The sequence below is a fragment of the Desulfobacter sp. genome (assembly GCA_028768525.1).
Taxonomy (GTDB): domain Bacteria; phylum Desulfobacterota; class Desulfobacteria; order Desulfobacterales; family Desulfobacteraceae; genus Desulfobacter.
Genome location: CP054837.1, coordinates 2,460,102 through 2,476,431 on the forward strand (window position 1 = coordinate 2,460,102; position 16,330 = coordinate 2,476,431).

At 53.7% G+C, this 16,330-nt stretch carries 17 protein-coding genes; 7 read left to right on the plus strand and 10 right to left on the minus strand.

The window, feature by feature from the left end:
• Positions 1–37: 37 nt before the first annotated feature.
• Together HUN04_11245 and HUN04_11250 are read right to left on the minus strand one after the other, a co-directional pair.
• Positions 38–1,204 (minus strand): sulfotransferase, encoded by a 1,167-nt coding sequence (locus HUN04_11245; protein ID WDP90238.1) that lies wholly within the window; start codon positions 1,202–1,204, stop codon positions 38–40.
• The gene (locus tag HUN04_11250) at positions 1,194–1,850 is read right to left on the minus strand and encodes a CerR family C-terminal domain-containing protein (GenBank protein ID WDP90239.1); all 657 of its coding nucleotides are present in this window, start codon (positions 1,848–1,850) and stop codon (positions 1,194–1,196) included. The genes HUN04_11245 and HUN04_11250 overlap by 11 nt, the downstream gene beginning before the upstream one ends.
• 232 nt (positions 1,851–2,082) lie before the next feature.
• Here HUN04_11250 and cooS point away from each other — a divergent pair, with 232 nt between their 5' ends.
• Positions 2,083–4,041, plus strand: coding sequence for an anaerobic carbon-monoxide dehydrogenase catalytic subunit (gene cooS / locus HUN04_11255; GenBank protein WDP90240.1), 1,959 nt, complete (start codon positions 2,083–2,085; stop codon positions 4,039–4,041).
• On the opposite strand, the gene HUN04_11260 is transcribed toward cooS, so the two are convergent.
• Positions 4,042–5,424: a sensor domain-containing diguanylate cyclase gene (locus HUN04_11260; protein WDP90241.1), complete on the minus strand. Its 1,383-nt coding sequence runs from the start codon at positions 5,422–5,424 to the stop codon at positions 4,042–4,044.
• A 143-nt stretch (positions 5,425–5,567) separates the two neighbouring features.
• Here HUN04_11260 and HUN04_11265 point away from each other — a divergent pair, with 143 nt between their 5' ends.
• Positions 5,568–6,176, plus strand: coding sequence for a TetR family transcriptional regulator (locus HUN04_11265; GenBank protein WDP90242.1), 609 nt, complete (start codon positions 5,568–5,570; stop codon positions 6,174–6,176).
• A 47-nt stretch (positions 6,177–6,223) separates the two neighbouring features.
• Here the strand turns inward: HUN04_11265 and HUN04_11270 are convergent, their stop codons facing one another.
• Positions 6,224–7,138: an AEC family transporter gene (locus tag HUN04_11270; protein WDP90243.1), complete on the minus strand. Its 915-nt coding sequence runs from the start codon at positions 7,136–7,138 to the stop codon at positions 6,224–6,226.
• A 205-nt stretch (positions 7,139–7,343) separates the two neighbouring features.
• Here HUN04_11270 and HUN04_11275 point away from each other — a divergent pair, with 205 nt between their 5' ends.
• Both HUN04_11275 and HUN04_11280 read left to right on the plus strand, forming a co-directional pair.
• Entirely contained in the window at positions 7,344–8,018 is a 675-nt protein-coding gene (locus HUN04_11275; protein WDP90244.1) for a GntR family transcriptional regulator, read from the plus strand.
• Between the two features lie 54 nt (positions 8,019–8,072).
• Positions 8,073–9,251, plus strand: a complete 1,179-nt coding sequence (locus HUN04_11280; protein WDP90245.1) for an acetate kinase — start codon at positions 8,073–8,075, stop codon at positions 9,249–9,251.
• Positions 9,252–9,329: 78 nt separating this feature from the next.
• On the opposite strand, the gene HUN04_11285 is transcribed toward HUN04_11280, so the two are convergent.
• Entirely contained in the window at positions 9,330–10,091 is a 762-nt protein-coding gene (locus tag HUN04_11285) for a ribonuclease Z (GenBank protein WDP90246.1), read from the minus strand.
• Positions 10,092–10,102: 11 nt separating this feature from the next.
• Positions 10,103–11,308, minus strand: a complete 1,206-nt coding sequence (locus HUN04_11290) for an aminopeptidase P family protein (GenBank protein ID WDP90247.1) — start codon at positions 11,306–11,308, stop codon at positions 10,103–10,105.
• A gap of 246 nt (positions 11,309–11,554) precedes the next feature.
• On the opposite strand from HUN04_11290, the gene HUN04_11295 reads away from it, so the two are divergent.
• Both HUN04_11295 and HUN04_11300 read left to right on the plus strand, forming a co-directional pair.
• A complete protein-coding gene (locus tag HUN04_11295) occupies positions 11,555–12,682 on the plus strand; it encodes a response regulator (protein ID WDP90248.1) in 1,128 nt (375 codons plus the stop codon).
• Positions 12,683–12,779: 97 nt separating this feature from the next.
• On the plus strand, positions 12,780–13,310 hold the full coding sequence (locus HUN04_11300; GenBank protein WDP90249.1) for a peptidylprolyl isomerase: 531 nt from the start codon (positions 12,780–12,782) through the stop codon (positions 13,308–13,310).
• A gap of 79 nt (positions 13,311–13,389) precedes the next feature.
• Here the strand turns inward: HUN04_11300 and HUN04_11305 are convergent, their stop codons facing one another.
• A complete protein-coding gene (locus HUN04_11305; protein WDP90250.1) occupies positions 13,390–13,767 on the minus strand; it encodes a pancreas/duodenum homeobox protein 1 in 378 nt (125 codons plus the stop codon).
• A gap of 181 nt (positions 13,768–13,948) precedes the next feature.
• On the opposite strand from HUN04_11305, the gene HUN04_11310 reads away from it, so the two are divergent.
• Positions 13,949–14,653 (plus strand): TIGR04283 family arsenosugar biosynthesis glycosyltransferase, encoded by a 705-nt coding sequence (locus HUN04_11310; protein ID WDP90251.1) that lies wholly within the window; start codon positions 13,949–13,951, stop codon positions 14,651–14,653.
• On the opposite strand, the gene HUN04_11315 is transcribed toward HUN04_11310, so the two are convergent.
• From HUN04_11315 to HUN04_11325, 3 genes are read right to left on the minus strand one after another with little or no spacing between them, the layout of a single operon-like run.
• Positions 14,644–15,249 carry a TIGR04282 family arsenosugar biosynthesis glycosyltransferase gene (locus tag HUN04_11315; protein ID WDP90252.1) on the minus strand — a complete coding sequence of 202 codons (606 nt, stop codon included), beginning with the start codon at positions 15,247–15,249 and terminating at the stop codon, positions 14,644–14,646. The two genes, HUN04_11310 and HUN04_11315, sit on opposite strands and share 10 nt — an antisense overlap.
• Before the next feature lie 28 nt (positions 15,250–15,277).
• Positions 15,278–15,814, minus strand: coding sequence for a rhodanese-like domain-containing protein (locus tag HUN04_11320; GenBank protein WDP90253.1), 537 nt, complete (start codon positions 15,812–15,814; stop codon positions 15,278–15,280).
• A gap of 10 nt (positions 15,815–15,824) precedes the next feature.
• The gene (locus HUN04_11325; GenBank protein ID WDP90254.1) at positions 15,825–16,268 is read right to left on the minus strand and encodes a DoxX family membrane protein; all 444 of its coding nucleotides are present in this window, start codon (positions 16,266–16,268) and stop codon (positions 15,825–15,827) included.
• Positions 16,269–16,330 lie beyond the last annotated feature (62 nt).

Genomic DNA, 16,330 nt, shown 5'->3' on the forward strand with positions numbered 1-16,330 from the left:
CACATAAAAATTTTGGCTCATTCTTTAGGTTCAATCATCATTCACCTCCTGCCAGGTTAAACCGGTCGAGATAAAAACAAAACCGTGCTTTTTCCTGCTCCCGATCCAGTCCAAGTTTTGTTGAATCGTAGACGTGATTGCCGAATTTGGAACGGGGATTATCCCGCAGCCAAACCTGCATCCGCCGTTGGAAGATTCGGCTGAAAGAAATATTAAAATGTTTGTATATTCCCATTATTGATCCTACCGGATCTTGGCTCAGGTCTGTATGAAACAAATCAAATACCTGCGCCTCCTTCAATTTATCCCGAACCCCTAAGGCCCGTTCAAGCCCCTTGGCCCAAAGGGCCGGATACCAGTGCGCAATGGCAGGAATATCCGCCTTGCCGGTAGTAAGGCGGGTCCAGTGAGAAGCCATGCTGATACCGGACATCATGGCGTCGACTGGATCCCTGTGGGTAAATACGATCCTGGCATCTGGATAGGTCTCCAGAAGGGATTCAAGGCCGAACAGATGAATGGGCGCCTTAAGCACCCAGCGGTCATTGGGCCGCTTCCACTGGAACATTTGGAGCAGACGCTTGTGCCAGGCATAGGCTTGGGACATATCGCAATCTCCCACCCAATTGCCATGACCGAACAGGCTGGATCCGGCGGACCAACCCAGATGGACAAATTCGTGGGCCATGAGGTTCTGGCATTCCGCAGTGCCCTGGGCCATAAAATTAATGCCGTTGATACCCCGTAAATCAGGTCCCATGGAGAATAATGCTTCCATGGCGTCATGGCCTGCCTGAATCCTGGGATCCGGCACATTGGGCATCAGGGGCGGCGGGGGGCAGACAGCACCTGCGGATTCAAAGTTCCTCAGAAACCGGGACAGGGGATCCTGGGCCATAAGGGTATGGGTAATGGTGGTGCCGGTTCTGGGCAGTCCCACTATAAAAATGGGGGCCTTGATTTCTTCGTCCGCTATCTCAGGATGATCTTTTATCAACTGGGTAACCTGCAGCCGGTTGATAAGGATCTGTGTGATTAACTGCTGAAAATACCCGGCTGTACCTTCATTCAGGTTCAGGTCGCTGTTCAAAGAGCCGATGAGCGCTTCAAGGCCCTGTTCAAAAGTATTCCCTCCAAAATCTTCCAGTCCGGCTGTCTTTATGGCTCGCTCCATGAGCGGCTGTGATAGGATTTTAATTCCCATGGATGGACTCCTTTTTTAGAATTTGGTTTCGGACTTTCCCAATACCACCCAAAGAAAACTCATACACATGGGCGGCCCATTGTTCATGTCTCTCATCTGCGGAATAATCAGGGAACAACCTTGAAAATACCGGCCATGCAAAGCTGTAATAGAACAATTGTCCGGCGATGGACACCATGCAGTCCCGGGCCATGTCTTCGGTGGCCCCTTCGCCTAGTAAATCACGGCACATTTTTAAATGCCGCTTTATCCGGGGACGGTTATAGGTATCCACCAGTTCTTCCAGGAAGGGGGATGGCCGGGTCATCTCCGAGATAAAAATGGATGTAATATCAGAAGCAAACGCATTATTTTTGTAAAGCATGGCACAGAAGTTAAAGATCATTGCCTTAAGCTGTTCCTGGGGTGTTTTTTGGTCCCACCCCTCCTGGTCGAATTGATCATACGCTGAAAAAATAGCCTCCAGGATTTTCCGGTACAGCTTTTCTTTGGAGCCGAAATAATAATTAACCGCATTAATGTTCGCGGCCCCTGCTTTTTTGCAGATTTCCCTAACCGTGGCGTCCCGATATCCCTTCGCCGCAAAGACCCTGATACCTGCATTGAACAATTTCTTTTGTGTGTTTTCTGATTCGATTTCCAGCATGGGTGATCCTTTCAAAAGAGTTTAATACAAACGTATTAATCAATTTAATTAATACGTCTGTATTAAAACTTCAAGTCCAAAAATCAATACCTAAAGAATTTTCGCTCAGACAACATAGCCAATGCTCTCAATCCCTAATTTCAGGAATAAAAAGATCCGGGAGGATATCACCAATTTATCCGGAAGACCAAAGCACTATATTCAGAATATCCAAACCGCAAAGGAGAATAGTATGGCCGAGAAATCCAAAAAAAAGCAGGTCCCGGCTTCTGAACGGACCATCTGCGAAGCCACCCGGCAGATGCTGGAGAAAGCCCGGCGTGACGGGGTGATCATCGACCTTGACCGGGGATACGACATGAAGCCCTGCCCCATCGGGGCGGAATCGGCCTGCTGCAAGCACTGCTACATGGGCCCCTGCCGGCTGAACCCCAGAGACCCTTATAAAAAGGTAGGGGTGTGCGGGGCCACCATTGACACCATCATGGCCCGGAATTTCGGCCGGAACGTGGCCACGGGCGCCTCGTCCCACAATGACCACGGCCGGCACATCCTGGAATTATTCAGGCATATTGTGGAGGGAAAAACAAAAGAGTTTACCATCGACGACACCCTGAAGCTGGAACGGGTGGCCACATCCATCGGCATCGAAGTAGAGGGCCGGGAAGTCTACGATGTGGCCAAAGCGCTCTGCGACGAACTCGAAAAAACCTTTTCCAATGTGGACGGGGAGATGCCTTTTACCCGGCGGGTGCCCGAGGCCACCCTGGAACAGTGGAGAAAGGACGACATCGTCCCCAGGGGCGCCATGCTGGAAATCATGGAAATGATGAGCCGGACCCATATCGGCTGCGACCAGGAATATAACAATATCATGAAACAGGTTGCCCGCACCGCCCTGGCCGACGGATGGGGCGGCTCCATGGTGGCCACGGAACTGTCCGACATCATGTTCGGCACCCCCTCCCCCACCCTGGCGGAAGTCAACATGGGGGTCCTCAAGGAAGACCATGTCAACATCATCGTCCACGGCCACGAACCGGCCATGTTCGAGGGCATGCTGGCCGCAGTGAACGATCCCTTCTTTATTGATGAGGCCAAGGCCAAAGGCGCAGCCGGCATCAACCTGGTGGGCATGTGCTGCTCCGGCGCCGAAATGATGTCCCGCCACGGGGTGCCCCATGCGGGCAACTTCGGTTCCACCGAAGCGGTCATTGTCACCGGGGCCGTGGATGCCATGGTGGTGGATATCCAATGCATCAAGCAGGGCCTTGCCGAGGTGGCCAGATGCTATGACACCCATCTGATCACCACCAATTCCAGGGCCCACATCGAAGGGGCCGTCCATATTGAATTCGACGAACTGGATCCCAGGACCTGCACCGACCATATCCTGGCCAAGGCCATTGCCCGGTTCAGTACCCGGAGCATGCCCGTGGAAATCCCCAAGCTGACCCAGTCCGGCGTCCACGGTTTCACCCATGAGTACATCGAATACATGCTGGGCGGCACCTTCAGGGGCTCCTACTCCCCCCTGAACGAAAATATTATCAACGGCCGGATCCGGGGGGTGGCAGGCGTTGTGGGCTGCACCAACCCCAAGGTCCAGCAGGATTCCATCCATGTGCCCCTGGTCCGGGAACTGATTAAAAACGATGTCCTGGTCCTCCAGACCGGATGCTCCCAGATTGCCCTGGCCAAGGCAGGGTTCCTGGTGCCGGAAGCCGCGCCCCTGGCCGGCCCGGGGCTTTCAGAAGTCTGCGAAACCGTGGGCATGCCTCCGGTACTGGGCCTGGGGTCCTGTGTGGACAACACCAGAATACTCATTGCCGCTTCGGCCATGGTCAAAGCCGGGGGGCTGGGCAATTCCATCGCCGACCTGCCGGCGGCAGGCTGTGCCCCGGAATGGATGAGCGAAAAGGCCCTGGCCATCGGCCAGTATTTTGTATCGTCCGGGGTGTACACCGTGTTCGGCGTGGGGTTCCCCTCCATTAAGGAGACAAAATTCCACGATCTGCTTTTCAACGGCCTTGAAGCCCAGGGCTACGGGAAATGGGGCGTGGGAAAAGACCCCATTGAGATCGCCCGGATGATGATTGCCCATATTGATAAAAAACGCAAAGAACTGGGTATTGACAAGGCAAGGGAACGGGTGCTGGTGGATATGTCCGACCGGAGGGATATTGCCTGATTAATATTTTACACAGCCGCGGCCGGCCTCTTTGGCTTCGTAGAGTTTGATATCCGCCCGGTGGAGCAGGGCATCTACGGATTCATCGGGCCGGCTTTCGGCCAGCCCGATGGAGAGGCTGACAGGCAGTACCGCCGCCTTAAGCCGGCAGGAGTGGATCTTCATATACTGGAGTACATTGTCAATGGCTTTGCGGCATTGGTCCATATCGGTCTGGGGAAAGACCATCATGAATTCATCCCCGCCCAGACGGAAGACCATGTCACTGCCCCTGACCGCGCTTTTCAGGCTGGCGGCCAGGTGGCGGAGGAGCCGGTCGCCGGCCGGGTGGCCGTACCTGTCGTTGACCTGCTTAAACCGGTCAAGGTCAACCATGGCAATGGACAGGGAACGGCCGTAGCGGTCGGCCTGGTTGAGCTGGTTTTCCAGAACCCGCATGCCGGCTCTGCGGTTGCCCGCCCCTGTGAGTTCATCCTCGTAGGTCATCTGTGTGAGCTTGCCGTTTAAGGTTTCGATCTCTACCTGCCTGGACCGCATCTGGGACTGCTGAACAAAGACGGAAAGAGAGGCCAGTACGGCCCCCAGAATAATAATAAGCCGGAAAACGGCATAGTACTCATTCACAATTGGCGGATGCCGAAGCTTCAACGTCCACCGCCCGTTGGGCACCTCAATGGGCACGGTAATAAAATCTGTGTCTTTCCATCCTTGGGACTCATAAAACGGTAGATTTGTCTGGGCATCCGGGTCGTCACCTTCAAGGCGGATCCCGTTTCCCTGGGCTTCCAGAAGCGTTATCTGATCCGGCAGAATATCCTCAACCAGTATCAGGGCGATGGTAAATCCCCAGAACGACTCACCGCCCTCAATCCCTCTGAACACAGGCTTGCGGGCGATTACGGCGTATTTTCCGTTCTGAATGAGCTTGACGGGCCCCACAAAGGTTAATTCACGGCTATCAATGGTTTTGAGGGCCCCGGCATCCCGCCGGGAATCCGTAAGCAAATCATGCCCCAGGGCGCCTTCATTCCCCTCAAGTGGGTAAATATGGGTAACAACACCGTCCGGGGCCAGCTGGACCACGCTGGCCCCGGCATGGATTGCTGTAATCTGCCGCCCCCAAGTGTTGAAATCATCCACCTTATAGGCACTGGTTTTTAAAAGGGTATCAAGGGTATCGGTGACAAATATGCCCGAGGCAATATTCCTCTGGATATCCTGGGCAATGAGTGCCCCGCTGTTCTGCAGGGTATCTTGGACAAGGGCTTTCTCATGTTCTGCATCGCTTCGAATGGCAAGTTCTCCGGCACCGATGAGGATGATTGCCATGAGAATGCAGAATCCGGCCAGTTTGACTATGAAATTTTTAGATTTTTTTGCCATGATTATTTGTATTTTTTTTGATTGAAACGCATTGTATGAGAAGGGGCGTTTCTGATCAATAAAAAAATTGACAAATTTTTTTTGGCCCCATATAGTGGCTCAATTAATTAGCACGCATACAATAAACCAAAGTAGATGGAGTTATGGGCCGAAAAAGCATATCACATATCAGAAAACCGGAAATTTTAAGGCATACATATAAGGTTGTCGAAGAAGAAGGTTTCAAGGGAATGACCATCGGAAAGATTGCGAAACGCATGGGGGTCAACTCCGGCCTTCTGATTCACTATTTCAAAAGCAAGGAAGGGCTGATAATGGAAATGGTCGATTTCCTGTACGAGTCCTCCATGAATCAGTATTTAGAAGAACTCAAAGACCTGACCACCCCCAAAGAAAGGATGACAACCCTTCTGGACATCCTCTTTGATACCAGCGGCAAACGCCCCCAGCGGGACGCGGTCTTCTGGTCCTGCTACGCCATGGGGTTCAGGGATGAAAAAATCCGGGAAAAAATAAAAGCAATGATGACCCGGTTCATTGAATTCGGTATTGAGGAAATCGTCGGCTGGGAAGAAATCGGCCTGGCCAATGTGGATGACAAAAAAAAGGCGCTGGTAAAAATCCTGGCGCTTTCCGAGGGATTCGGCATCTTGAAAAACTCGGTGGACGATGAAGATGCCGTTGAGGATGCCGCGGATTTCATGAAAACCGCCACCCTGAAAATCCTGAACTGCAAATCCGCAGTAGAATAAACTTTTGGGCCGGCCCGTCCCCGGACCGGTCCTCCCCCCTATCTCCCCTATAATAGCAGCGCAACTGACAGAGAGAAAAAAGAGAGCATCGTGGACACCATGATGGCCGTGGAGGCCAGTTCAAGATCCGAATTGAGCTGGGCCGACAGCACATAAATGGAGGTGGAGGCCGGCAGACAGAAAAAAATCATTCCGACCTTAAAGGGCACGCCGGCCACCCCCAGGGCCTTGAGCAGAAGGAACCCCACAAGGGGCAGCAGCACCAGCTTAAAGCCGGCGGCGGCCAAGGCCCGGCCGCCGTGCCGCGCCATCCCCTTAAAGCTTAATGCACCGCCGATGGAAATCAGGGCCAGGGGCAGGGTCACCGAGGAGACCAGGGCCAGGGTATTGTAAATAAAAGGGGGAAAGGAGAGTCCAGACCGGGAAACCAGGATCCCCCCGGCACACCCCAGGATCAGGGGATTGGACACCAGGGCTTTGATGAAAAACCGCAGTTTCTCACCCAGGGCCAGGTTGCGGTTGGAATACCAGATCAGCACGGATACGGCCATGACATTGATGGAGGGGATGAGAAATCCGATGAGAATACCGAAATGCCGGACCCCTTCCTCCCCCAGCACCGCCACCACAACGGCCATGCCGATATAGGTATTGAACCGGTAGGAGGCCTGGGAAAAGGAGCCGGCACCGAAACTGTCCACCCCGCCTCTGCGGATATACACCAGGCTGGCGATAAATACCGATACCACGGCCAGGAATGCCGCCAGGCAGAGTCCGGTACTGGACCCGCCCCCCGGGGCAGAGCCCCCCACCTTCCAGAAAAGCATGGCCGGAAAGAAAATGTAATAGACCAGTTTATCCGCGGTCTTGAGGAAAAGATCCGTGGTAATATTCCTGAGTTTGAGTATTCTGCCCAGGGCCAAAAGGGCAAACAGCGGAAACAAGGTATTTAGTATGATCATGGCCGGGGCCTCCCTTAAGGTTCAGCCATGGACTATACCCCTCAATGCATTGCAAATTCAATACCCGGAATAAATTCCTTGACCGGGAACTGATATCTGATATATTAGATATCAGTTTATGTAAGTTTCCACAATCATTGACGGATTTTCCGAATTCATATATAAAGAGCATTTTGGCATGAAAAAACAAGGGCAGCAAACGAAAATGACACCTCGGTTGAATGTTTTATCACTGCGGGAGCAGGTCTATGAATATCTCAGGAATGAGATGATCACAGGCGGCCTGGTTCCGGGTTCAACCATCAATCTGAACCGCATTGCGGAACAGCTGGGCATCAGCAAGACCCCGCTTCGGGACGCGCTGATCCACCTGGAGCTGGAAGGATTTGTCTCCATCCTGCCCCGGCGTGGCGTCATGGTCAATCTCCTCTCCCTTGAAGATGTAAAACATGCCTACGGCAGCATCGGCATCATCGAAGCTGCCATTGTTCAGGACTGCTTTGACAGAATCACCCCCTCCCATATTTCCCGGCTGGAGCGGCTGAACGAGCAGATGCGCAAGGACATTAAAATGGATGATTTTTCCAGCCTGTTCAAAACGAATCTGGCCTTCCACGACGTTGTCAACACCTTGTCCGACAACCCCCTGCTGGAAAAATTCATCTCGCCCATCAAGCATCGGCTTTACGACTTCCAGGGACAAAGCTATATCCCGGCCTGGGAACTGAGGAACTGTGACGAACATGACCAATATATTCACGCCCTGAAACAGGGCATCCCCGGGGAGGCGGCCCGGGTGCTCAAGGATATCCACTGGTCATATGATGTGCAGAAAGATTTTATCAAGCAATTTTACGCCATGTCGGAGAACAGTTCCTAAACCGTTCCGGCAGACCACCGTTTTAAACAAATTCAACACAATTTAGGAAAAACCATGAATATTTTGATCATCAATACGGGATCCTCATCCCTGAAGTACCAGCTTTTCGATATGGACCAGGACGCAGTGCTGTTGGGCGGCGTTGTTGAGCGCATCGGCGAAGAAGAAGGGGTGCTCACCCATAAAACCTACAGCGGCGAAGAGGAAACCAAGGAAAAATTCACCCGGCCCATCCCCGACCACCAGGCAGCCATGCACCAGGTCACCGAGCTGATCACCCAGGAAATCGACGCCGTGGGCCACCGGGTGGTTCAGGGCGGCGAATCCTTCAAGGAAGCCACCCTGATCACAGAGGATGTAAAAAAGGCCATTGAAGCCAACAACCCCCTGGCCCCCCTGCACAATCCCCCCAACCTCATCGGCATCCGCGTGGCCGAGGAACTCTTCCCGGGAAAACCCCAGGTGGCGGTGTTCGACACCAACTTCCACCAGACCATTCCCCAGAAGGCCTTCCTCTACGCCCTGCCCTATGAATACTACACCGACCACAAGGTCAGAAAATACGGGTTCCACGGCACCTCCCACAAATATGTGGCCAAAGAAACCGCCCGCCTCATGGGCAAAAAACCCGAAGAACTGAACCTCATCACCCTGCACCTGGGCAACGGCTGCTCCATCTGCGCCGTCGAAAAAGGGGAGTGCAAGGATACCTCCATGGGCATGACCCCCCTGGCCGGCGTCATGATGGGCACCCGCTGCGGCGACCTGGATCCCGCGATCTTCGGCTACCTCATGGACAATACCGGCCTGACCCAGAAGGAAATGGACGAGGTACTGAACAAAAAATCCGGCCTCAAGGGCATCTGCGGATATAACGATTTCAGGGACATCCATGCCAAGGCCGCCCAGGGCGACAAAAATGCCGCCCTGGCCGTTGAGATGTTCTGCTACCAGATCAAAAAATACATCGGCGCGTACTGCGCGGTGCTCGGCCGGGTGGATGCCCTGGTTTTCACCGCCGGCGTCGGTGAAAACGATGACGTCGTCCGTCCCAAGGCCCTGGAAGGCCTGGACTTCCTGGGGATTGAAATTGACATGGAAAAGAACAACACCAGAGATTCCGAACCCCACACCATCACCACCGAAAAGAGCCGGATTCCGGTCTGGGTGGTGCCCACGGATGAAGAGCGTCAGATTGCCGTTGAAACAGCCGAAGTGCTGGCCAAGGCTTAACCTGAACGGTCTTTAACGAAATCCCTGCGGCAGCCGGTGCCCCGTGTACCGGCTGCCGTTTCTATTCCTCCCCCCGGTTTATAACCGCATCATATCCCGGGCAACCACTACCTTTCCGGCGAAATTCATCCTTGCCTGCCCCGCAATGTCCTCGTTGTCGCAGGCCGGATAAAGATGGGTGAGCACCAGGACGGCAGCCCCGGCCTTCCGGGCGGCCCTGGCGGCCAGGCCCGGGGTGAGGTGGCCGGGCACCTTCATCCGGTCGGGCATGGCCGACTCGCATATCAGTATATCGGCCTTTTCAGCCAGTACCGGCAGGGTCTTTGTTTCATCGGTATCCCCTGAATAAACCATGGAGAATCCTGTGGCATCGGTGAACCGGAACCCCATGCTTTCCGGCTTATGGGCCATGGGCATATGCCTCAGCCGGATGCCGGGCAGGTCAATACCGCCGCTGCCGGACAACTCTATCATATCAAAAATATCCCCGGGCATGTCCAGGGTATGGCCGAAGGCATTGTTCACACCGGCGAACCATTCCCCAAGGCCCGGCCCCCCGATCAGGGTCAGCTTCTTTTTCCGGGTAAATTCAGGGTATTTTGTAGCAAACAGCAGGGGGGCCAGGTCGGCGCAGTGATCCAGGTGGAAATGGCTCAGACAGATTGCATCGATTTCATCGGGGTCCAGCCCCGCCCTGAGTACCTGCCCCATGATGCCGGGCCCCACATCGGCAAGGATATTGAATCCCCGGAACCCAAGCAGCACGGAGCATGGGAAACGGTTTAAATCGGGTACACATGTCCCGGAACCCAGAATCCTGATTTCCATTCGTCCATCCATGGGCGCCCTCCTTAAACCTGAAAAATCTGATTAGGGGTCCGGCTTAGAAACCGGCTTCCGTTCTCCGTTACCCGGATGACACTTTCAACCCCTGCGGCAAACCGGTCCTTGAAAATAAACTTGGGCGCCACGGCGAATACCATCCCCGGGGCCAGTTCTCCGGCCCGGCCCTTTGCCAGCATGGGGTTTTCCACCAGTTCCACTCCGATGCCGTGGCCCACGGACCGGGATTTGTCCCCCGGCAATCCCAGGAACTGGTCTGAAAACCCTGTCTGTCCGGCCAGTTCCACGGCCTCCCGGAATATTTGCCTTATGGGTACCCCTGGCTTCATGGCGGCCCTGAGCCCCTCCAGGATCTCAATGGCAGCCAGGCCTGCGGCCTCGGCCCGGCTGTCAATTTTTCCCAGGGCGAACATCCGGGCCTCGTCCATGTGGTAGCCGTTGACCATGGTGACAAAATCAATGAGCACCGGTTCATTCTCCTCAATGGGTTTAGGCCCGGCCCCAAAGGGATAAGCCGTGCACGGCCCGGTTCCGCATACCGGAGACGGCAGAGCACCGGGAAGCCCTCCCGAGGCCCCGGAGGTAATGTGACCGGTAAATCCTTCAGCCCTGTAGTGCCGCATCTGAATCTGTCCCGAATGGCCCAGCGTCCGGGCAAAGGCTTCCATCCGGCCGGCAAAATCCGTCTCCCTCTCCCCGGGGGCAAGGTTGGCCGATGCAAAGGCAAAGACCTGGCTGCACACCTCTGCCACCCCTTCCATCACCCGGATTTCATATTCTGTTTTTATTGACCGGCAGGCTTCAATAAGGGGGGTGGCATCCATAAAAGCGGTGCCGTAAAACAGGGACTGGTAAAACTTGAAATCCTTCACAGGCACCAGATCGTAAGCCAGTCCCATTTTCCCGGGCAGTCTGCCGTGGCTGTCCCTGATGATGTCCGGAATTTCAGTTACGGAGCGGACCGGTATAATATTGTCAAAGGGACATTCCCTCACCGCCCGGGGCAGGTAGCGTTTGACAAACACCCTGGGCTCATGGTCTAGGGGCACATAAAGCCAGGCCTCCTGCCCGGTTCCGGTGAAATAATAGTAATCCGGCCGGTGGGTAATGAATACCGCATCCAGCCCGGCCCCGGCCATCCGTTGTTTCAGGGAATCAATTCGGAATAAAATCTCTTCTTCAGGTATAAGATCCTGGAATGCGAACTCAATCATTGGAATACCGCCGGCAAAAATTATTATGAATGGCATTAAATACCCATATCTTTGCCTCTTCTGTCAAGGAAAGACCGCACGGAAACGGCTAGGATACAATTAGGATTGTTAACGGGCTAAAATGAACCGATCGCCGGCAATTAGTTTTTCCTTGACAGCCATGAGAATCGGCTTGTATCATTTCAATAATATCCAAACGAATAGATGCGTCCATCGTTTCATCTTTTTTTAAATCGGATGAGGAATATGTCAAAGCCACCCGGAAATAATCCTGCAGGCCCGGCGGTATTTCCCGCCGGAAAAAATAAGGATTCCCCTTCCAGCACCCATATCCTGATCGTGGATGATGAGCAGTCCATTCTGGATCTTTTCCAGAGGGCCATGAAAGTGGCGGGCCATGAATGCACGGTAACGTCCAGCGGCAAGGCCGCCCTGGAGATCCTCGGCCAGACCGATGTGGATGTGGTCATCACGGACATCAATATGCCGGAAATGGACGGCATTGAACTGGCATCCACCGTCTTTAAACAGTTTTCAGCAGATGTGATTGTCATGACCGGCCAGGTCAGGGGATACCAGTACGACGAAATCATCAATATCGGTGCCAGCGATTTTGTTGAAAAACCCTTTTCCATCCAGGAGATCATTCTCCGCATCCGCAGGGTGCTCAGGGAACGGCAGCTCAAGGAAGCGGCAAAGGCCTCCCATGCCAAACTCAAACAGGCCTACCTGGATTCCATCCACCGCCTGGTCATGGCCTCTGAATTCAAGGATGAGGACACCGGCGACCATATCATCCGCATCGGCGAATACGCCTCGTTCATGGCGAAAAAACTGGGAATGGATGAACAATATATAGAAATTATCGGGTATGCCGCCCCCATGCACGACGTGGGGAAAATAGGCATTCCCGATAAAATCCTTCTCAAACCGGGCAAGCTTACCCCTGAAGAATTTGATGTCATCAAAAGCCATCCGGCCATCGGCGCTAAACTATTGTCCAAATCCAGGTCAAAGATTCTTCAGATGGCCGAAGAAATCGCCCTGACCCACCATGAAAAATTCAACGGCAAGGGCTACCCCAATGGGCTCTCAGGCGACGATATCCCCCTATCCGGACGGATTGTAGCCATTGCCGACACCTTTGACGCTTTGACCTCCAAACGGCCTTACAAAGAACCCTATCCCCCGGAAATGGTACTGGATATCATACGGCGGGAACGGGGGGAGCACTTTGATCCGGCCATCACGGATATCTTCCTGGAACACTTTGACCACTTCTTATCCATCCGGGAAAAATTCGGAGAAATCGTTCAGATCACCCTGGAAGATTTCACCCTCAGCGAACGGGACAAAGATAACCTGAGCACATGATTTCCAATCCCCGGGATGCGCCGAAGGTTCCCATTTGACAATTTAAATTTCCGGCTTATCTTGAAACAAATTTTTTTAAACCATAAGGAGAAGACATATGGCAGACCTCACCGCAGTAATGGAAACCTCCAAGGGAACCATCAACCTGACGCTTTTTGCAGACAAAACCCCCACCACCGTAGCCAACTTCGTCAACCTGGCCAAACGGGAATACTACAACGGCCTGAAGTTCCACCGGGTCATCGCCGACTTCATGGTCCAGGGCGGGTGCCCTTACGGCAACGGCATGGGCGGCCCGGGCTATGATTTTGAAGATGAATTCAAAAAAGACCTGAAGCACGACAAACCCGGCATCCTCTCCATGGCCAACGCAGGCCCCGGCACCAACGGCAGCCAGTTTTTCATCACCCATGTGCCCACCCCGCATCTGGACGGAATGCACACCGTATTCGGCCAGGTGGTATCCGAAGAAGACCAGAAAGTGGTGGACAGCATTGCCCAGGGAGATACCATTGAAAGCGTCACCATCAAAGGCAACGTCGGTGCCCTGGTGAAAAAGGTCAAACCGAAACTGGACGAATGGAACAAAAAAATCAACAAAGCCTTCCCCTCGCTTCCCAAAGCTTAGAACGCCCTGTTGAAAAAACAGCAAAGGCCGGCTGCCACAGCAGCCGGCCTTTAATTTTTTCAGGTTGTTGTTCTGGGGGTCAGGCCAGATCCAGGTAAAGCGGAATAGTATGCTGGGAAGAGGTCTCTTCTTCGGTGTCCCCCAGCTGCCAGTTTTTCACCGGCACTCCAGCCGCGTTCATCTTTTCCACCATGCCCTTGATATTGATCAGGGGATGGCGTGCAAATACATTGGGCAGGCCGTAGGTCAGGCTGCAGACCAGGCATTTGCCGGGACGCTGGGTCAGGTTAAAGGCCAGGACAATACGATCACCGGAAAAGGAAACAGGTTCCAGCCTGATGTCATAGGCCCCTTCCGAGGCATCACCGTAAAGGGCGTCAAAGAACTGATCGCTTTTTTCCGGCGGTAAAAGGCTGTCTAAAAATTCCTGGGTAATAATGGTATTGAAATCCGTCATCCTTGTCATCTATCCTTTATCTCATGATAAATTTAAATATTGCATTCCCTTCTATGCTTTCTTTGCCTGAAAATCAAGATCAAAAAGAGAGCACGCCGCGGGCCGCAAGGGCAGCCGGCACTGTAAACCCCTTTAAAACGCCGGCACTTGAAGCTTTTCAGCGGCCATGGTAGGGATACCCATGCAGGTTTCAATCATCATCCCGGTATACCGGGAGCAGGACAACATTACGGACACCCTGGCCATCATTTCCAACCAGTTTAAGGCAATGGACCATGAAATCCTCGTGGTGGACGGAGAGCCCGGCGCATCCACCCGGTCCTTTCTAAAATCCCGCCACCTGCCGGGGGACACCATCCGCCTGCTCAGTGCCAGCCAGGGCCGGGGCCGCCAGATGAATGCCGGTGCCAAGGCGGCAAAGGGAGATCTTTTTCTCTTTATCCATGCCGATTCCCACCCCCAAGCAGGCGGGATTGAAAAAATGGTTGAACAATGGCATACACGACCCTCCGACATGTTCTGCGGCGCCTTTGACCTGGCTATCGATTCCGGGAAACCGATCTTCAGGGTGATTGAGAGGACCGCTTCGCTCAGATCTCGGCTTACCCGGATTCCCTACGGGGACCAGGGGATCTTCATGTCCAGGGCTCTGTTTGAGCGGGTGGGGGGATTTCCAGACCGTCCCCTGATGGAAGATGTGGGGCTGATGTCTGCCGTAAAAAAAGCAGGGATAAAACCGGTATTCATTCCCCGAAAAATGCTCACCTCAGCCCGGCGGTGGGAAACCAAAGGCGTTGCCTGGGTCACCCTGTCCAACTGGATGTTCATCACCCTGTACGGCCTGGGTGTCTCCCCGGAAAAACTGGCCCGCATGTATTACAGGTAGGGTTGAAGGGACTGAAAATCAGCCAGGGTATCCACATCCTGAAGGGACGCGACCTCCCCGTGGGAAAGATTATTTTTACGGCATAATTCAAGGGTGCGGGAAAAAACAGCAGGGGTTCCCCAGTCCACCCCCGCAAAAATTTCAGGGGAGAAACGCTCCGGCCGGGCGCCGATGAGCCAGTACCCGCCGTCAAGACTTGGCCCCAGGACCACCTCATTTTCGTCAAGGGCGGCAAAGGCATCTTCAATGTGTGAGGCACACACCTGGGGTACATCCGAGCCCAGGATCACCGCCTTTTGGGCACCAAAGTCAAAGGCGCGGTCCAGGGCAGCGGCCATGCGTTCCCCCAGGTCCCGGCCGAACTGGGCCAGATAGGTATATCCATCCCCCAGCCAGTCCCGGACCAGGGCCTTTTTTTCGGCAGGGCAGAAACAAATCCATATTTCCCTTTTGCCTTCCTCTCTTGCCCATTCATTGGCCGCAAAAAGTACGGCCCTGACAAAGTCTTTGTACAGGGCCAGTGCCCGGTCTTCCCCGACATCCCGGGCCAGGCGGGTCTTGACCTGCCCGGCTTCGGGTGCCCGGAGAAAAATCAACAGGACATCTTTACTATCGGTTTTTCCGCTATTTTTCAGATTCGATGGGATAATCCATCCCTTTCCAGGCATAGATACCGCCGGAATAGCGATATACGTTTTTATACCCCATTTTTTTGGCCCAGGCAGCGCCGTTGTGGCTCCGGGTGCATTTTACAAAACCGCAGTATACAACAATGGTCTTATCCTTGTCGCCACCGAGCAGCGCCTCGTAGTCGGCCTGGCTTTTACCGCCGGTCTCTTTGGCGTCCCAGGTATCCATATCGGGAATGGGGAAGAGGAACTGCACCGCCCCGGGCACATGGGCTTTTTTATAGCTGGCTTCGTAGGGCATGGTGTCCACAATGACCATATCCTTTTTGGCATCTTTCCAGGCCTTAAGCTCATCTGTGGTCACAATGCCGTATCCGCCCCGGGCAATTTCCCGGACCAGTTTTACCGCACCTTTTTCCTTTTCAACCTCATCCTTGAACTTGCTGCCCAGAAAACCGAATGAGGGAATGGCCAGTACGACGACCATCAAAAAAATAACAGGGGAAATCCGTTTGGATACACGACACTTCATTTTTAACTCCTTAATTTAATTTTTTATAAAACTTTAACATCAACGGCTTTGGCTGGAAGCGGTTGAGGTGACGCCAGAGATACAGGTAGGCGATGGCCGCCACCATGGCGGCATCCCGGTAGAGCACCTCGTACAGATGGGAAAAGGCTTCTGCGCCCGGGTCTCCGGGGCCGAAACAGCCGCAGTCGATGTCATACCCCATATAAATGGCATACCCGGCCACAGCCATAAAGCCCATCAGCATCACCAGCATCCCTGAAAGGCTTCCCCGCCGGTCCAGAATAACGCCGGCGCCCAATGCCAGTTCCAGGGTTACGATAGCCACCGCCCCGGGGAAGCATAAAGCTGTGGGCAGGATGCCGAAGGCATGGACCACCCCGGCAAAATAATTCAAATCAAAGGATTTGGACAGACCGGAGTAAAGAAACACCAGTCCCAATCCGATTCGCACCATTCTGTATCCTATTGAATTTGAAAATAAAAATGCCATACCCACTCCTGTTAAACTGCCCGCAA